Raw genomic sequence first — 17379 nt, 5'->3', positions numbered from 1 at the left:
CTTGTGTACCTCACTCAGATAAAATGTGCTGTATATTTTGCTGGCGCGTAGTCGCGCTAGTGGGAGGCTCAAGTCTTGCAACTTTGAGTGGAAGTACGTGGCGATGCACTCCCCACCCTACGAAATAATCAGTGCGATCGCTTAATATAATCAACCTATTAAATAGTAACTTGGGTTAATTTTTTGTAAGATAGGCAGTGCAGCACCAAACATACATAAATTTCCCAAATCAACTATAAACACTATGTATTTTCAGCATTAAATGCTAATCAAACTATTAAATATTCAATATTATTTTTAAGTGGCGTGTGTAACAATTAAAGGAGTTGGCACAGGAAACGGGCGGTTTTCCAGAACTCTAAATTTACCATCTTCACCAGAGTATGCAAACACTTCTCCACTTTCAATTTCATAAATCCAAGCATGAAGTGTAAGTTGATTGCTGTGCAGTTTGGAACGAATTACAGGATAAGTTTCTAAATTCTCTATCTGTGTAAGGACGTTTTGCTCAATAGCAATTTTTAACAGTTTCTCATGTGGATAACCTTTGTAGTTATCTAACACAAGGCGGCGGGTAGGTTCACCATGATATCTTAACCATTCATAAACTGAAGGCATTTGTTGAGCAAGATTACCTATTTGTAGTAATCCTTTCATTGCACCACAATGAGAATGTCCACAAACCACAACATCTTTAATACCTAAAGCTTCAATAGCGTATTCTATACCCGCAGCTTCAGCACTATTGAACCTGCCATAGGGTGGTATAATATTACCTACATTACGGATAACAAATAAATCACCTGGTTGGCTTTGTGTAATTAAGAATGGGTCTATTCTTGAATCTGAGCAAGTTATAAACAATACTTCAGGATTTTGCCCATGTGACAAATGCTCAAATAACTCACGATGAGCAACAAAATAATTGTCTTGAAACTCATTTAGCCCATCAATTATACGTTTAATCGGCACGGTTTAATTCTCCTCACTAGAATAAAACATCATCACTGCTGTTATTCTTCAGCGTCATGTATGTAGTTTACGCATCCAGACTCAGTAATGTGAATTCTGAATCCAGATATACAGTTCTTCTCAATAGCAACAAGCAAAACTTGTATATTAAAATACTATTACTTTTTTGTAACGAATCGTAAACTCCCACCAGTTAATTTAATCGAGTATTGTGAATAAAATATGTAGTTGATGTGTACTTGCCATAACAAATATAAGATTTACACTTTTATTGGCAGATGTTGAACCCTACCTAATCAGTCAAAACTAGTTAACATTAGTATTGTCAATAAAATAAACAGTTAATGTCATGATTTAGTAACTAAATTAACAGCTAGAATTATTTGTCACTATGAAACTTAGTCTATGTATGATTGTGAAAAACGAGGCTAAAACACTGCCGAAGTGCCTGAGCAGTGTTGCGAATGTAGTCGATGAAATGATAGTACTAGATACAGGATCTAGCGATCGCACTCCTGATGTTGCCAGAGAATTTGGTGCAAAGGTTTATGATTTTGTCTGGTGCAACGATTTCAGTAAAGCCCGCAATGCCGCATTAAAATATGTTACTGGTGATTGGGTGTTAGTTTTGGATGCTGATGAAACGCTCACACCAGCTATTGTACCTTATTTAAAAAATGCACTCACCAGAGAAGAATATTTACTTGTTAACCTAGTGCGTCAAGAAGTTGGTGCAGAACAATCTCCCTATTCTCTGGTTTCCCGCCTATTTCGCAATCATCCAGAAATTCGCTTTGAACGTCCTTATCATGCTTTAGTTGATGATAGCGTTGCTACTCTTCTCCAGAAAGAACCCCAGTGGCAAATCGGCTATTTAGAAGGGGTAGCAATTCTTCATGCAGGTTATCAAAAAATTGCGATCGCCCAAAATAACAAATACGCCAAAGCACAAGCGACAATGGAAGGGTTTCTCGCCACCCATCCCCATGATCCCTATGTTTGCAGTAAATTAGGGGCGTTGTATGTAGAGGTTGGGAAAATTGAGCAAGGGATGGAGTTATTAAAGCGAGGTATTGCTGCTTGTCAGGAAGAATACGAAATTCTCTACGAACTCAACTATCATTTAGGCATTGCTTACAACCGCCTCAACAATCCCCAACAGGCAATTACGCACTATCAAACCGCTATTAAATTACCAATTTACCCCATGCTCAAATTAGGAGCATATAACAATTTGGGCAGTTTACTTAAGGCTGCGGGAGATTTAACTGGGGCGAAAAAAATCTACGAAACCGCTTTAAAAATTGACTCCAACTTTGCCATAGGACATTATAACTTGGGGATGATCTGCAAAGCAATGGGCTTATTTACAGAAGCGATCGCCTGTTATCAAAAAGCCATTAAATTAAAACCCAACTATGCAGAAGCTTACCAAAATTTAGGGGTAGTACAGTTAAAAGCTGGCAATGTCCAAGGTAGTATCACAGCTTTTAAAAATGCCATTATTCTCCATGAACAAACCAACCCAGAAGAAGCCATACGCCTGCGTCAAGGATTGCGAGAAATGGGTTTGGTTTAGGAGATTGTGGTATTATGAGAATCATTGCCCGTAGTACATTAAGTAAGTTTTGGGAAGTGTATCCTGATGCGGAACAGCCCTTGAAAGCTTGGTTTGATGAAGCATCTCGTGCAGACTGGAATAGTCCGGCAGATATTAAAAGCATTTATCGCAATGCCAGTATTATTGCTAATAATCGAGTTGTTTTTAATATCAAAGGCAATGATTACCGCCTAATTGTTCATATTCGTTATGAAATTAAAATTATTTTTATCCGTTTTATCGGAACTCATCAAGAATACGATAACGTAGATGCAGCAAGTATTTGAGATAGTATTACCTATGCTTGAACCCCGTCCAATTCGCACCGAATCTGATTATCGTGCCGCACTTGATGAAATTGAAAGATTGTTTGATGCAGAATTAAATACACCGGAGTCCGACAGGTTAGAAGTTCTAACTACACTTGTGGAAGCATACGAACAAAAACATTACCCTATAGCAGCACCAGATCCTATTGAGGCAATTTTATATTATATTGAATCCCGTGGGTTATCTATAAATGATTTAGAGTCTATTATTGGTAACGAAACGGAAATCACTAATATTTTACATCGTAAACAGGCGTTAACTTTGGAAGTAATTCGGAGTTTACACCAACAATTAGGAATTCCCGCAGAGATTTTGATTCAACCTTATCCCTTGATAGAAAAGTCTGCTTGATTGAAATGTAAAGCTAATTTTCTTGCCAGATTCGTTACAGATTAATTACAAATCCAGATAATACATTTTCCCCGGAAAGAGTTTGCGGGAATTTTAAAACTTATACCTCTTGTCCAGGGTGATAAATTTCTACTTCTTGTCTTTTGCGGTTAAATAAAAAAAAGCTAAAATAACGTGAGTTCGACAAGCGTTGTTTTGACCTCACCCCCAACCCCTCTGTCTTGAAAAGTTCTGTACGCCGGAAGCCGGCGCACCCTACGGGTTCGCGTAGCGTCTCGTTAGAGAAGCAAGCTACAGACTTTTCGCTCCTTCGAGGAGAGGGGTTGGGGGTGAGGTATTTTTTCGTTTCTCCTCCCTCTCCTGACGGAGACGCTACGCGAACGCCTTTTAGGAGAGGGAGGTTGGGAGGGAGAGGTTCATCGAACTCACGCTAAAATAGAGGGCGGGCAAGATGCCCACCCCACAAGAGAATGTATGGAATTTTTAGTTGAGGCTTAAATCCTAGAACGCACAAATTTCTCCAACCTCTCCAAACCTTTCTCAATTGTCGCCAAATCGGTGGCGTAAGAAAGGCGGATGTTGTTATCAGCACCAAAGGCTATCCCTGGAATGACTGCAACCTGATGTTCTTCAATCAAAGCATCACAAAATTCTAGAGATTTTAAGCCTGTTTTGCTGATGTCGGGGAATAGATAAAATGCACCGTCTGGTTTGGCGGTACTCAAGCCGGGGATGGAGTTGAGTCCGTCTAGCATTACCTGACGGCGTTTAGCGAAGGCTAGGCGCATTTCCTCAACACAATCTTGGGAATCTTCCAAAGCAGCGATCGCTCCATATTGTGCAAAGGTACATACATTTGATGTACTATGCCCTTGAATGGTGCTAGCAGCTTTGATAATTTCCCATGGCCCGGCTAAATAACCGATTCGCCACCCCGTCATAGAATAAGCTTTAGCAAAGCCGTTACTAATCAAGGTACGGTCAAAAATTTCCTTCCCTAGCGAACCGATGCTGATATGCTGTGCGCCATCGTAGAGAATTTTTTCGTAAATCTCATCGGAGACAACATATATATCTGCATCAACTACTACCTCCGCCAAAGCTTTGATTTCCTCTGGTGTATACACCATCCCAGTAGGGTTAGATGGGGAGTTGAGGACAAATAACTTGGTTTTGGGAGTGATAGCTTTTCGCAATTGTTCGGGAGTAATTTTATAACCCGTGGAAGCATCGGTGGGGACAATTACCGATTTCCCGCCTACCAAAGTCACCATTTCGGGATAACTCAACCAGTAGGGAGAAGGGATAATTACCTCATCACCTGGGTCAATTAACGCCACAATCAAGTTATATAGCGAATGCTTACCGCCGTTGGTGACAATGACATTTTCTGGCTTGTAATCCAGATTATTATCCTTTTGCAACTTGCGGGCGATCGCTTCTTTTAACTTTGGTTCTCCGGCTGCGGGGCCATACTTGGTTTTGCCTTCATCCAAAGCCTTAGCGGCTGCTGCTTTGATATGCGCTGGGGTATCAAAATCGGGTTCACCAGCGCTAAAACTACAAACGTCTATACCCTCTGCCTTCATCGCCTTAGCTTTCGCTGCGATCGCTAAGGTTAAGGAAGGTGTTACCTGACTTACTCTTGCTGCCAGTTTCATTCTTACTTACTTCGGCAAATCTCTTACCTATTTTAGAATATCCCAGAAATCCTACAGAGATTTGTTTTTTCTAAATTATTTAGTTGTGAGATTTAGCAAAATTTGGATTTTTTCCGCTTTTTTGCTTAAATGCAGGTTATTAAGAATACTAACTGGCAGGTAATCTATGAACATTCAATCAGTTTACCACAGCATCCTCACACCCTTAACATTCATTGAGCGCAACCGTCAAGTTTACCCGAATAAAACTGCGATTATTTATGGTGAACAACGCTTTACCTATAGTCAATTTGCCGCCAGGATTCACCGTTTAGCTAGTGCCTTACAGGATACGGGAATGGAAGTTGGCGATCGCGTCGCCTTTTTTTGTTTTAATATTCCCCCCATGCTAGAAGCCCATTTTGCCGTCCCCTTAGCTGGTGGCGTTTTAGTATCTATAAATACTCGCTTAACTTCTCAAGAACTCGCTTATATTTTGAATGATTGTGGTGCAAAATTTTTGTTTTTAGATACAGAATTAGCCGATATTATTCGCCCCATTCAAGATAGTTTAAAAACAGTAAAATATATTATTAATATTGCAGATGTTCCCGGTTTTACATCGGTAGATGGTGAAGATTACGAAGCATTTCTTAACACTGGTAGTCCCGAACCTCTACCTTGGGCAGTTACAGACGAATTAGAAACAATTACGATTAACTATACCAGTGGCACATCCGGCAAACCTAAAGGCGTGATGTACTCTCACCGTGGTGCTTATCTCAACTCTTTAGGCGAAATTATTGAAACTAACTTAACACCCACATCAGTTTATCTTTGGACATTGCCCATGTTCCATTGTAACGGCTGGTGTTTTACCTGGGCTGTCACCGCCATTGGAGGAACTCATATATGTTTACGCAAATTCCACCCCGCAAAAGTTTGGCAGTTAATTCAACAAGAAAGCGTAACTCACTTAAACGCCGCGCCAGTAATTTTAATTTCTCTGCTTAATTATGCCGATTGTCCGCAACAATTAACAACACCCCTGACAATTACCACAGCAGGCGCACCACCATCACCCACACTGATAGAAAAAATCTCCCAAATTGGCGCAAAAATCATTCATGTTTACGGCTTAACGGAAGTTTACGGCCCCTATACAGTTTGTGAATATCAGTCAGAATGGGATGATTTAAGCATTGCCGAAAAATCCCGACTCATCGCCCGCCAAGGTGTACCTTATATTACCGGAGATGGTTTGCGAGTTGTAGATAAAAATATGCAGGATGTGCCGAAGGATGGGTTAACGATGGGTGAAGTAGTGATGCGGGGCAATATGGTGATGACGGGATATTATAATGACCCAGAATATACCGCCAAAGCATTTCATGGGGGATGGTTCCACAGTGGAGACTTAGCCGTAGTGCATCCTGATGGTTATATTGAAGTGCGCGATCGCATCAAAGATATCATCATTACCAACGGTGAAAACGTATCCAGCATTGAAGTTGAACAATGCCTTTACCGCCACGAAGCCGTCTTAGAATGCGCCGTCATCGCCGTTCCCCACGAAAAACGCGGCGAAGTCCCAAAAGCTTTCGTCACCCTCAAAGAAGGTGCAACAGTCACAGCACAAGAATTAATCACCTTTTGCCGCAGTCAAATTGCCAACTTTAAATGTCCGCTTACCGTCGAATTTACCACCCTCCCCAAAACCAGCACAGGCAAAATCCAAAAATATCTCCTTCGTGCCAAAGAATGGGCTGGACATACGAGGTGACAGGGGACAGGGGACAGGGGACAGGTGACAGGGGACAGGTGACAGGTGACAGGGGACAGTTGTTATTCTCCTCTGCTCCCCCCAACTCCCCCAACTCCCCCATCTCCCCCCACTCCCTCATCTCCCTCATCTCCCCCATCTCTCCTGTAATATGGTGGACAGTGCAGCGCCCTAGAAATACTACCACTGTCCCGAATTATCCTCTTGTTGTAAACCTAGAAATTGTCGCCGCTTCCAAGCATAGTTGAGTATATTAATTCCTAATTCTTGGGCTGTGCGAATAGTTAACCTGGGTAAATTAAATTCCCTATCTACTCCCCAAGCAGAGGCTAAATCACCAACTACTAAAATTATGCCTCCACCTAAAAATAATTGAATTAATTGTTGATTGATAATAGGTAAAGCTGCAAATAGGAAAGGTTTAGTTCTTAAAGGATGACTCCTTTGTAATTCAGTTAATGGTCGTAAAGGAGTTTCTAATTGCTGTGCTAAGGCGTGGGTACTGTCAATTAAAGCATTAGCATCTGTTGGTGCATCAACTAATAATATTCCGCCTAAATTTAAATAATTTTTGAGTGATTCAAACTCAAAACTATTTAAGGATAAAGATTGTTTACCTGTCAGATAGAGTAAATCGTATTCTTGGATATTTTCTGATAGGGAGACTTCACTCGGTTCATCAGCACCGCGCAAGTGTGAATATAAAGGTTCAACTGATTGAAGTAAGTAGGCAAGGTTGAAGAAATTGCGAGCATATTCACCATCATCAGTGCGAGAAACTTGTGCTATTCTCACTAAGGCTTGAGGACGTGCTTGTGCATGGCGGCGATAACGTAAATCAATATTGTTATACCCTGGATAAAACGCATCGGCTGGTTGACTAATTGTAGTTTGTCCTGGTTCTAACCAGATGCGACAAATTTCTATTTCTGAAGCTTCTGGTGTAGAGATTTTTTGGTCAATACGATAAGTTTCTTGGACAATATCTCTCTGCTGTCTATTCCGCAGTTCATCAGGATCTACATAGCTAACTACTAAGTAAATCATCACTGGTTCAGAAGTAGCTACTTCTAAATTAATGTCAACGTCACGATATGCTTGAGGGGAAACAACAATTAAATTTCCCATGACATCAATAGCAATTCCAGGCTGAATTTGTACCCAGCGTCCATCTCGGTATTCAGCGCCTGTTTGACGGGGTGCAGGAATTGGGCGAACGCCTAAACCACAGACAATCCCCGGTTGGTGTAAGCTTTGAAAGTATGTGTTTTGCCGTTGACGATGATATTCATGAGCTTTACTCCAACGTTCAGCATTGATGAGTAAACCATCGGAAGGATTGAGACGTTCAAAAGGTTGAATTTGTGGGGGTGGGAATGGGTGAGTCATATCAGTTATCAGTTATCAGTTATCAGTTATCAGTTGTCAGTTATCAGTTATCAGTTATCAGTTGTCAGTTATCAGTTATCAGTTATCAGTTATCAGTGAAGAGGCTTATTGTGGGGAACTCATATCTTGCACCATTAGATTATTGCGAAAATCAAAGCCTAAAACCCTTATTATTTCGTAGGGTGGGCATTGCCCACCATATGCTTATTGAGAAGGTGCAAGATATAAGGGAATAAGAAGCGCCAAAATACGCTTTTTACCAATAGGTGTGGTGTTTCACTTTCCTATTTAACTGATAACTGTTTACTGTTCACTGGTGAAAATTGAAGAGTGAATATTAATTCGAGAAATTTTCTATAATTAATTCATAAGTACAAAAAGCGGGTTTTTCTTGATCAATAATTCGGCGAATTAATTGCTCATTAAGGTGTATATTAGGATGGTGAGGACGCAAGCAAACTCGAAAATTATATGCTTGACCACCTGCTAAAACTGCACTACCTAATTGTGCTGTTCCTAAAATAAAACTAGGGCCGAAAGGTTCGGTAATACTAATATGTTTGTCAGTTTCGTTAGCTATATCCTCATCTAAAGGTAAGCCTGTATAAAGATGCAAATATAACCGTAACCCTTTACGAGTTCCTCGCCAACGATAAAGTTCAACTGCACGGCGAATTAAACGGCGTTGTTGATCTAAATCCCAAACGGAATCTATTTGCCACCCTACCCAGTGCGCTAAAAATGGTAATAATGCTTTTGGTGCTGTCAATGGGTCAAGGTTTGCCCACATGACGTTAAAACTATCAATGGCTGGTTGATAAGCCTGTTCAAATATCTTCATGAAGCGACCAATAAAGTCTACTTCCCGATATAAAACGGGCAAAAATTCCATGTAGGCACTGTGGGGGCGGACATATAAATTAAAATAATCGCTGTGCTGGATTTGTTCTGCGTCTGTTCCTGAGTCAATTGCGATCGCCACTAAGCTGCGAAAGTCAAGGTTTAATTTATCTTTTTGTCCAGGGATAATCGCCTGTTGATCCTCAAAAAAGCTAGCGGGAACAGTGAAATAGAGAACAGCATCCATCTGTCCTCTTGGTGGGATTTCCCGACCTTCTGTACCAATTTGACACCAATCAACAGGAAAGTTACCTTCAACCTTTATACTCACCCTAATAGGACGTTGTTCTAAGTTCTGCACTTGCACAATCATCTCACTAGGTTCCCCTGGATGCAGAACCAAACTCTGGGCTGTTGCATCCATGCTGTCCGGCTTGGTAAATGCTAACCCTGCGCCGGGTACAGCCTCCGGTATTTGCATCGGAGTTAAGTTAATGCGAACAGCAGGACTAGAACGACTTTGCACCATAGGATGTCACCTGGGGAGTGGGGGGAGATGGGGGAGTGGGGGGAGATGGGGGAGCAGGGGAGCAGAGGAGCAACCCACCCCTAGCCCCTCCCAGGAGGGGAACGGAGCAGAGGAGCAGAGGAGCAGAGGAGAATAACAACTGTCACCTGTCACCTGTCACCTGTCACCTGTCACCTGTCACCTGTCACCTGTTAACTGATAACTGATAACTGATAACTGTTTAACGATTGCTAATTTGGATATCATGACTGGAACGCAGACTCGTATCAGCCCAAGAACAGATTAAACCTTGACTGCCAGGGTCTATTATTTGTTCTGGTGAAGATTGTCTTCTCCATGTATCCCCTTGCTTGCGGATGGCAAATAGTAACACTGACTCTAAATGTCGCACACCAGGGGTTTGTTGCAGTAAAACCATAATCTCTGATATGTAGACGGGTCTTCCAAAAGGCCAGCCTTTACCCTCCATACCGCCCGTGAGAGGATTTAAATATTTATACAGAGTCATTCTCAGGTTACGTAAAATTTCTGTTCTGGCTAGAGGGTTATTATAGGCAGGTTCTAAAACTACCTCGGCTTGTACAGAAACGCCTACGTATTCTGGTTCTTGTAGTTGTACTTGTACTCCTAGTAATCTTCGCTCATCCAAATATTTAAGGACTTGTTCTTGTAGCGCTGGACTGATGGCAAACTGTTGTGGGGCGATACCTTCGCCTAGTTCAATGCCATCTGTATTGGCATAGGGGACAATGAGTAAACCGACTGTGCCGGCTTGTCTAGTGGCGCTGGCGGGTAAACAACGTACTCTGGCGATCGCACCTGCACCACCTTGTTGTGCTAATATCTCAAAATCTTCGGCTGTAATGGCGCGATCGCGGGTACGCAAGATGCGCGGCGCTCTTATCACCGCCTGTTCTAAAGATTCTCCATCTGCACCGTTAATCGCTGGCTGGTAATTAATTACACTAGCTACATAGGGATAGGCAGACTTTAAAAACTGAATTGAGCCACTTTGCACATTACCTTCCCTACCGCCACCAGTACGATAGGCTAACATTCTAATTTCTGCACCCCTGGGCGGTACAGCCCCGTATTGATGTTCTTGGGCGTTATCTAGGTCACTAGCTTGGACAACGGTTTCATCTGTATTGGTGGATTCTTGAATGCGCGATCGCACTTTCGTTTGGCGTTTGAGTTGTCCAGGTTCACGAATCAACGGCCCAAACTGCACAGTTCCGGTGATGGAATCAAGGGTGTAATGCAGGTCTTGGGGGCTAGAGTCGGCAAAATCCCTCACTTCCTGCCAAGTTTGCGGTAAACCACCAGGGGGAGTGACCACGATATACTCATTTTCGCGCCGTTCTAACACTGGTGGCATCAGTAACTGAAAACTCTGTCCTGGTTTACCATTACTAATTCCCAACCGTTCATCTTGAATCAGGGTGCTGTGGGTAGCCCTGACAGTCCCACCAATTGACCGCACCGCTAACCCAGTGATTTGTGGCGGACGGTTGTAACCTTCTTGATTTGCGCCTGGGGGAGTCAAGCGACAGCGTAGCCAGCGACCGCGATATACGGTGAAGGTAGTTACTGGCCAAGTCTGCGGTAAATGCAGGCGCACATCAGCACCTTGGGCGGGATTAGTACCCTGTTGTTCAATTTCATAAAAGCTGAAACCCTTGGTATAGTCGTCGGCTTCCTTTAATAAGACTGGTTGCCAATTTTCTCCATCCCAGGCTTCCCAAGTGCGGGGCGGTTGATTAGGGTTAATTCCTGTGGGGGTGGCTGCTGCACCTTGGAAGGTAATTTCTAACACATTCCCATCCAAGGAATCATCAGAATTTATCACTAAATAAAAACAATTTCCCGGTTGGGGTTGTTGACTATATATAGGTTGTTCACTCCCCGCCCACAAGCCATTGGGTTGACGAGTCCAGACATTAGCCAGCCTTTCGCGCAGAGATTGGGGAATATCTTCGGTGGTTTGAGAAGTTAAAAAGTGCTGAATCTGCGGTTTACCGATGATCAGGGGAGAATCAGTACTAAAGGTAATAGCTGGGGTGGTTTCAGTCCGTACCGTGGAAGCTTCCAGACCTGCGGGAATGGTGTAGGCTTCGGGTAGGTCAGAACTTAAATAAAAGGTTAATTCTGTATGTGCTGGGGCTGGTGGTTGGAGACGAATACCGAGTAATTCTAAAAAAGCTACATAATTTTTTCGGGGTACTTGGTTAAACCTGAGTAACATTTGGTCAGTTAACCAAGCAAATAACTCAATCAGCGTGATTCCAGGGTCGCTAAGGTTATGGTCTGTCCATTCGGGACAGTAGCGAGGGATACGCATGATGCTTTCTTCTACCAAGTCATCGAAAGTGCGATCGTCTAAGTTAGAAGAAGGTAATTGTGGCAAAAAGTCGAATTTCACAGTTCCTCTCCAGCCGCCAGCAAATAGAATGGATAAACAAAGTTATAGATATCAGCAAAATCCTTCAACCGATAATTGATGATGATGTTCACTCTGCCACGTATAGGATCGGGTTCGGTCAGAACTTCATCAACAATAATGCGTGGTTCCCACACCTCCAAAGCTTCCAAGACGTAGAGACGAATTCGCAACAGAGTATCAGTATTCAATGGTGCAAACGCCAACTCCGACAAGCGCGAACCAAAATTAGGTCGATAAACGCGCTCACCAACTCCCGTCCGCAGAATAATCCAAATAGACTCTCTAACTTTTTGCTCTTCACTACTGGTTTTAATTCCCCCTTGCAAACTCAACTGCAAGGGAAAAGCCCAACCAGTTCCTAGATAATCTTTTCGCTGACCATAAACCATATTAATTAAAAATTAAGAAAGATATATAGCAGGGGACAGGGGACAGGGGACAGGGGACAGCCCACCGTATCATGGTTTTGGTGGGCATTGCCCACTACGCTCCCTTAAGGGATACAGAAATCAAATCGGCTTCCTATATGAGCTATGACATCTATTAAAAAGATACAGATACACCAAGCCCACGCCTATTCGCCAAAAGTCGAACTATATTTGATAATCCCCAGTCCCATCAACCACCAATCAAAACCGTAAAATCTCCTTTCATAATTTTATTAGTAGGCCCCAATGCTTCCAGAATGGTGTCACCCATGCGACAGGCGGGTAAACCATTAATTAAGACTGTTTTACTACCATCAATTACCACACCAGGCCCGTGGGGAGGGATAGGTAAGGGAGTAGCACATTGATGAATATCCGCCATAGAGGGGGCAGAGGCAGCAGCAGCAGCAGATATCATGCTACTCATGGTGGTGGCGGCTGTGGCTTTGGCGGTTTGTTCAGCCGCTAGGGCGGCGGGTGCGCCGGGAGTACCTGCTGCGGCTTTGGTCGCAGCTTCAGCTGTTTGGATAGCGATATCAGATGCTTGTTTGGCAGATTGTAAAGCGGGAACGGCGGTTGCAGGTATCCCCCGCCATGCTGGTAAATTGCCAATGAGTACGTTAGGGCTACCGGGGCCTCCTGTTAATACTGGGGGTAGGGGATGGGCTACGTTATCGGTAATTCTGGCGGCTGCTTTGGACATAATTAAATCATGATCCAGACAAAAGAGTGAGTTTGTAGTGAGGACTTTAGTCCTCAAAGAAAAACTTTTTTAACCCAGAGGGGCGCGGAGATTTTATCGTAAATAAAAGGGTTTAAGACCCCTACGTCTATACGTGGTATCAGTTTCATTCGGGGTTTAAATCCCCGACTGAAAATCAGGACTTACGCAAGTGTCACAATTGGTGGTTGGTGCGTGACGCTACAAGTCTCATTACTACATTCAAATATTTTAAGAGCGTCACACACCCTACAGAAAAAATCTGCCAGTTGCGTAAGTCCTAAAAATGTCTTTAATTTTGAATTTTGAATTTTGAATTTTGAATTGTTAATGAAATTAATTGAGTTTAATTAAGGAACCTTTGATGGTAATTACACCAGTAGCGTTAATATCGAGATTGCCTGTTGATTTAATAGCAACTGAATTACCTCCATCGTTCATTTTGATGCTATGTCCACCTGTGGTTTCTATCGTAATTGATTTACTTTTGTCATCCATTTTAATGGTATGACCACCAGTGGTTTTAATCTCTATGAATTTATCACTATCATTGAGATATATTTTGTGACCATTAGTCGTTTCTAAACGGATACCTGCTTTACTGCCTCCTTTATCTTCTTCGATATACTGTAAGGTGTGACCTGTACGAGTTTTAAAGGTACGTAATCGTACAGCTTTCGTAACTGAATCGTTTACTTTTTCCGGTGGTGCGTCTTTACCGTTCCACACACCACCAAGTACAAAAGGACGATGGATATCGCCGTGTTCAAAACATACTAAAACTTCATCGTTGACTTCTGGTAAACAATCAAAACCACGATTAGGGCCTGCACCTATTGCGACTACTCTCGCCCAGTCACTTTCATCTTTTTCGGTGAGGGTGGGAAACTTAACTTTTACTCTTCCCAAACCTTTGGGGTCTTTATTATTGGTGACAATTCCTACTAGAAATGTTTGCCCTGGTTGCAGGTGTTTTTGTGTGGATAGGGTAGAAAATAAGTTGCCTGGACGTAAGCCCCGCACACTAAAATCTGTTGTATGGATTCGCTGACTGTAAAAGTGGCGGGTTTCGGTAACATAGTATTTACCATTGTAGCGATCGCCCATCCCTTGTAGATTAATTATCCGCCCTGGACGAATTTCCGGGTTTCCATAGGCTTGAGCATCGGCGTAGACAAATTCTCCTCCGAGTTCATCACACAAAGCCTGAGCCATCTTTTTGGCTTCGTTCTCTGTCGCCACAGGTTGATCTACAACTATCATTTTCGGGCTAGGAGGCTTACCTTTAAATGCTGTACTAGTTTCGCTTCCTTTCCCATTTCCCGTTTCCGTAATTACTTTTTCTGATTTAGCTTCTGTAGTAATCAATTGTTTTTTAGTATAATCCCAACTCCGCACTTCTACAGAAGTTACTTGTTCCGCATTAGTAACGCGGACGCTAAATTTACTAATTTGATCTAGCCATTTCAAATCCAGAGAATTTTTACTTTGTGGCTGACAAAAATTTAATTTTCCATCCTCAATAAATAGTTCATACCCAATACGCGCCGCCCGTTCCCTCAAAAACTCCATATTAGTTTGGTTTTCTTGAAAGACATATTCATGCTTCACCCCACTAGAGTCTATCTTACCTGTGGGTATACCGACTTCTCCAGCTATTTTTCTGACGATATCGCTATCCATTTGGTTGAGGAATGAGCGATTATAACGCCCTCTATGCAGGCGATGAGATATATCATAACCCCGCACAATAATAGGGGCTTCTGTTTTTTCATTAAAGTGAGCTTCTATACCTGTAATTTCTCCTTCAATTAAATTTTTATCCGATTTTTTCTTAAAATTACTATCTTGAGTGGTACTAGAAATAAACCCTATTTTTATTTGATTACCAATCTTAAATAACTTGTCGTGTCGCCACTCTTTGTATTCTGCACGGTTAACTGTGCTAAGATAACTATTATGTATTACCAACGTAAACATTGCAGGTAAATGAAGGCTTTCTTCTACAGTTATTTGTAATAAATCCTTCATTAATTCAGGAGAAGCATCTTGTCCCTCTATCTGAATTTTAGGTTCACTTAAATAAAGGCTACGGTCTGGCATAATAATTTACTTGATTTTATAAATTTTTCTTGCTAATCCTATTTAGACTCTAGTGTCTTCTGTACGCTGCGCCCCTTGAGAAGCTGATTCTCGTCCCCCAGGCATATTATTTTTATCTACTTCCTGTAAGGCTATTTCTACTATTGCCCTGACTGGAGTGCCATCATTCAAAAACATATTCAATGTGTAAGTTAAACTGGTGATAACACAATAAAAATATTCACTTCCCCAGGTGAATATGTAAACTGGTGGACGTTGGTCTGGGGAACCATTAATAGTTTCTACGCCCTTCTTTATCGTGTCTATGTACTTCTTCATTACTGATTCTTTAGTTTCATAAGTATCAAAAACTAATTGTTTTAAAGTAAATTTGTAAGGTTCAACACCAGAAAAGTTAACTTTAGGGAGTAAAGTAGTTCCTCTATTCCCTTCACTACTTGACCAACTTACAGTTCGGGAAAAGCTAATATCAGTAGGATTAAACATTAATTCAATATCTGGAGCTTCACCGTTATAAGCTACGAGTTTTGCTTTTACAAGATTTTGGTTTGCCATGAAAATATTGCTCCTAAAATTATTAAATACTTTACCAAGGTAGACGACCTACATATATGCCTTGACGTTCTTTTTCTATTTCGATTCTTTGTCTTAATCTGGAATAAATCTCCTGGGCTAAAGCCTCAAGTTTTCCATCATCCTTGTCATCATTTCCCTCTGTTGGTGAAGATGCGTAAGGATTTTGTATAGTCTCAGTAACAGGTGCAATATCCCTTGAGATATCGGGTGCGATAACTTCTCCCCCGTTAGCAAAACCTTGGGGTGAAGGAAGTCGCTGGGCAAAAATTGGTGATGGCGTTGAGGATGATGCAAACTGAGAAGATGGGGAATTTTGCCAGTTATTCTCTACACCACCAAAGTTAAAGTTAGTCAACTCATCATGATGAGAATTTAATAATTCTTCCACACTAGACCATTGAGAGGGGGTTTGGCTGTTGGGAGTTGAATGAGTCTTGCGGAAAATCAGGGAAGGCGATGAGTAATGGGGTGAGGATGGAGAAACATGAGTTGTGTTGTCTATTGTATCTTGGGGATGGTTGAGAAGCGATCGCCTTTGTTTCCCGACTTCCACACCCAAGGAAGGAGAACTCAAAGGAGTCGGTTCTGGAAATGTATCCGTTTCAGCACTTTGGCGTTGTAATGGAGTCCCCCCAAAAGAATCGACTAAAGTCGTAGATGGTAACGAGTTGCTTTCCTGTTTTTGGACAGTAGTTACCTCCAAACTAGGCGATATCACCTCCTCTGGTGAACCTCCAGTGTTGATATGCTGAAGAATCTGGAGATTTCTTTGTGCGTCTTTAGCGTTGATGACAAATTCTCCAGGTGTCAACATCGCAGGTACAGTATCAGAAGGTGCTACAGGTTGATGATTTTCTACCGAGGTAGCGGTAACTTGACCACCAGTAGCATAACCTTTAGGTGCTGGTAAATTATTTAAGATAGCGGCTGGCTCAATGTCAACATTGTTTGCAGAAGATGTATCTTCTGATATATCTAAAGTATTGGCGTTTGATAAATCAAGGTTATTGAATACTAAACTCGACTGTGATGGAATCGCTTGTTCATTGTTAGTAATCTTGGGGAGAATCGGCAATTTATCAGTGACATCTGCTAATGGTATATCAGCAGTCTCTGGTTCAATTATATTTGCATCTTGTGTTGGAACTCCAGGCTGAATTTCCGCCAATTCTGTTGGCTGATTCTCTTCAATTTCTGGTGTTGTGGCTGAGGTTATTTTAGATTGAATATTCGTTAACTCTGGTGTGAATGCTTCCTCAGATTGTGGTGATAAGGTTGATGTAGCCACAGGCATAATTTCTGCCAATTCTGTTGGCTGAGTCTCTTCAATTTCTGGTGTTGTGGTTGAGGTTATTTTAGATTGAATATTCGTTAACTCTGGTGTGAATGCTTCCTCAGATTGTGGTGATAAAGTTGATGTAGCCACAGGCGGAATTTCTGCCAATTCTGTTGGCTGAGTCTCTTCAATTTCTGGTGCTGTATTTGAGGTTATTTTAGGTTGAATATTGGTTAATTCTGATGTGGTATCTTCCTCAGATTGTGGTGATAAGGTTGATGTAGACACAGGCGGAATTTCTGCCAATTCTGTTGGCTGAGTCTCTTCAATTTCTGGTGCTGTATTTGAGGTTATTTTAGGTTGAATATTGGTTAATTCTGATGTGGTATCTTCCTCAG

At 41.9% G+C, this 17379-nt stretch carries 14 protein-coding genes; 4 read left to right on the top strand and 10 right to left on the bottom strand.

Features of this window, described 5'->3' with window-relative positions; translation table 11 throughout:
- Window positions 1-297: 297 nt before the first annotated feature.
- Entirely contained in the window at window positions 298-972 is a 675-nt protein-coding gene (locus H6G83_RS29630) for a carbonic anhydrase (protein WP_190478785.1), read from the bottom strand.
- A gap of 391 nt (window positions 973-1363) precedes the next feature.
- Between H6G83_RS29630 and H6G83_RS29625 the strand changes: the two genes are divergently transcribed.
- The 3 genes from H6G83_RS29625 to H6G83_RS29615 are packed head-to-tail and all read left to right on the top strand — an operon-like array spanning window position 1364 to window position 3253.
- Complete coding sequence (locus H6G83_RS29625; RefSeq protein WP_190478783.1) at window positions 1364-2551, top strand: glycosyltransferase; 1188 nt, start codon at window positions 1364-1366, stop codon at window positions 2549-2551.
- 14 nt (window positions 2552-2565) lie between these two features.
- Window positions 2566-2859: a type II toxin-antitoxin system HigB family toxin gene (locus H6G83_RS29620; RefSeq protein WP_190478781.1), complete on the top strand. Its 294-nt coding sequence runs from the start codon at window positions 2566-2568 to the stop codon at window positions 2857-2859.
- A gap of 13 nt (window positions 2860-2872) precedes the next feature.
- Window positions 2873-3253, top strand: coding sequence for a helix-turn-helix domain-containing protein (locus H6G83_RS29615; protein WP_190478779.1), 381 nt, complete (start codon window positions 2873-2875; stop codon window positions 3251-3253).
- Window positions 3254-3747: 494 nt separating this feature from the next.
- Here H6G83_RS29615 and H6G83_RS29610 read toward each other — a convergent pair whose 3' ends face one another.
- Window positions 3748-4914 (bottom strand): pyridoxal phosphate-dependent aminotransferase, encoded by a 1167-nt coding sequence (locus tag H6G83_RS29610; protein ID WP_190478777.1) that lies wholly within the window; start codon window positions 4912-4914, stop codon window positions 3748-3750.
- 166 nt (window positions 4915-5080) lie between these two features.
- Between H6G83_RS29610 and H6G83_RS29605 the strand changes: the two genes are divergently transcribed.
- Window positions 5081-6676 carry an acyl--CoA ligase family protein gene (locus tag H6G83_RS29605; protein WP_190478775.1) on the top strand — a complete coding sequence of 532 codons (1596 nt, stop codon included), beginning with the start codon at window positions 5081-5083 and terminating at the stop codon, window positions 6674-6676.
- Between the two features lie 180 nt (window positions 6677-6856).
- Here H6G83_RS29605 and H6G83_RS29600 read toward each other — a convergent pair whose 3' ends face one another.
- The 8 genes from H6G83_RS29600 to H6G83_RS29565 all read right to left on the bottom strand — a co-directional run.
- Window positions 6857-8065, bottom strand: coding sequence for a DUF4159 domain-containing protein (locus H6G83_RS29600; protein ID WP_190478774.1), 1209 nt, complete (start codon window positions 8063-8065; stop codon window positions 6857-6859).
- A gap of 337 nt (window positions 8066-8402) precedes the next feature.
- Window positions 8403-9434: a phage tail protein gene (locus H6G83_RS29595; protein ID WP_190478771.1), complete on the bottom strand. Its 1032-nt coding sequence runs from the start codon at window positions 9432-9434 to the stop codon at window positions 8403-8405.
- A 220-nt stretch (window positions 9435-9654) separates the two neighbouring features.
- A complete protein-coding gene (locus H6G83_RS29590; protein ID WP_190478770.1) occupies window positions 9655-11856 on the bottom strand; it encodes a putative baseplate assembly protein in 2202 nt (733 codons plus the stop codon).
- Window positions 11853-12266: a GPW/gp25 family protein gene (locus H6G83_RS29585; protein WP_190478768.1), complete on the bottom strand. Its 414-nt coding sequence runs from the start codon at window positions 12264-12266 to the stop codon at window positions 11853-11855. The genes H6G83_RS29590 and H6G83_RS29585 overlap by 4 nt, the downstream gene beginning before the upstream one ends.
- Before the next feature lie 229 nt (window positions 12267-12495).
- On the bottom strand, window positions 12496-13008 hold the full coding sequence (locus tag H6G83_RS29580; RefSeq protein ID WP_190478767.1) for a PAAR domain-containing protein: 513 nt from the start codon (window positions 13006-13008) through the stop codon (window positions 12496-12498).
- A 354-nt stretch (window positions 13009-13362) separates the two neighbouring features.
- Window positions 13363-15129 carry a VgrG-related protein gene (locus H6G83_RS29575; protein ID WP_190478765.1) on the bottom strand — a complete coding sequence of 589 codons (1767 nt, stop codon included), beginning with the start codon at window positions 15127-15129 and terminating at the stop codon, window positions 13363-13365.
- 42 nt (window positions 15130-15171) lie between these two features.
- On the bottom strand, window positions 15172-15684 hold the full coding sequence (locus H6G83_RS29570) for a CIS tube protein (protein WP_190478763.1): 513 nt from the start codon (window positions 15682-15684) through the stop codon (window positions 15172-15174).
- A 31-nt stretch (window positions 15685-15715) separates the two neighbouring features.
- Window positions 15716-17379 (bottom strand): hypothetical protein (locus tag H6G83_RS29565; protein WP_190478761.1); only part of this gene is annotated, 1664 nt, incomplete at its 5' end.

The sequence above is a fragment of the Anabaena azotica FACHB-119 genome (assembly GCF_014697625.1).
In the GTDB taxonomy this organism is placed as follows: Bacteria; Cyanobacteriota; Cyanobacteriia; order Cyanobacteriales; family Nostocaceae; genus Trichormus; species Trichormus azoticus_A.
Note: the sequence above shows the minus strand (reverse complement) of the source record. Positions and strands in the feature narration are given on the sequence as shown.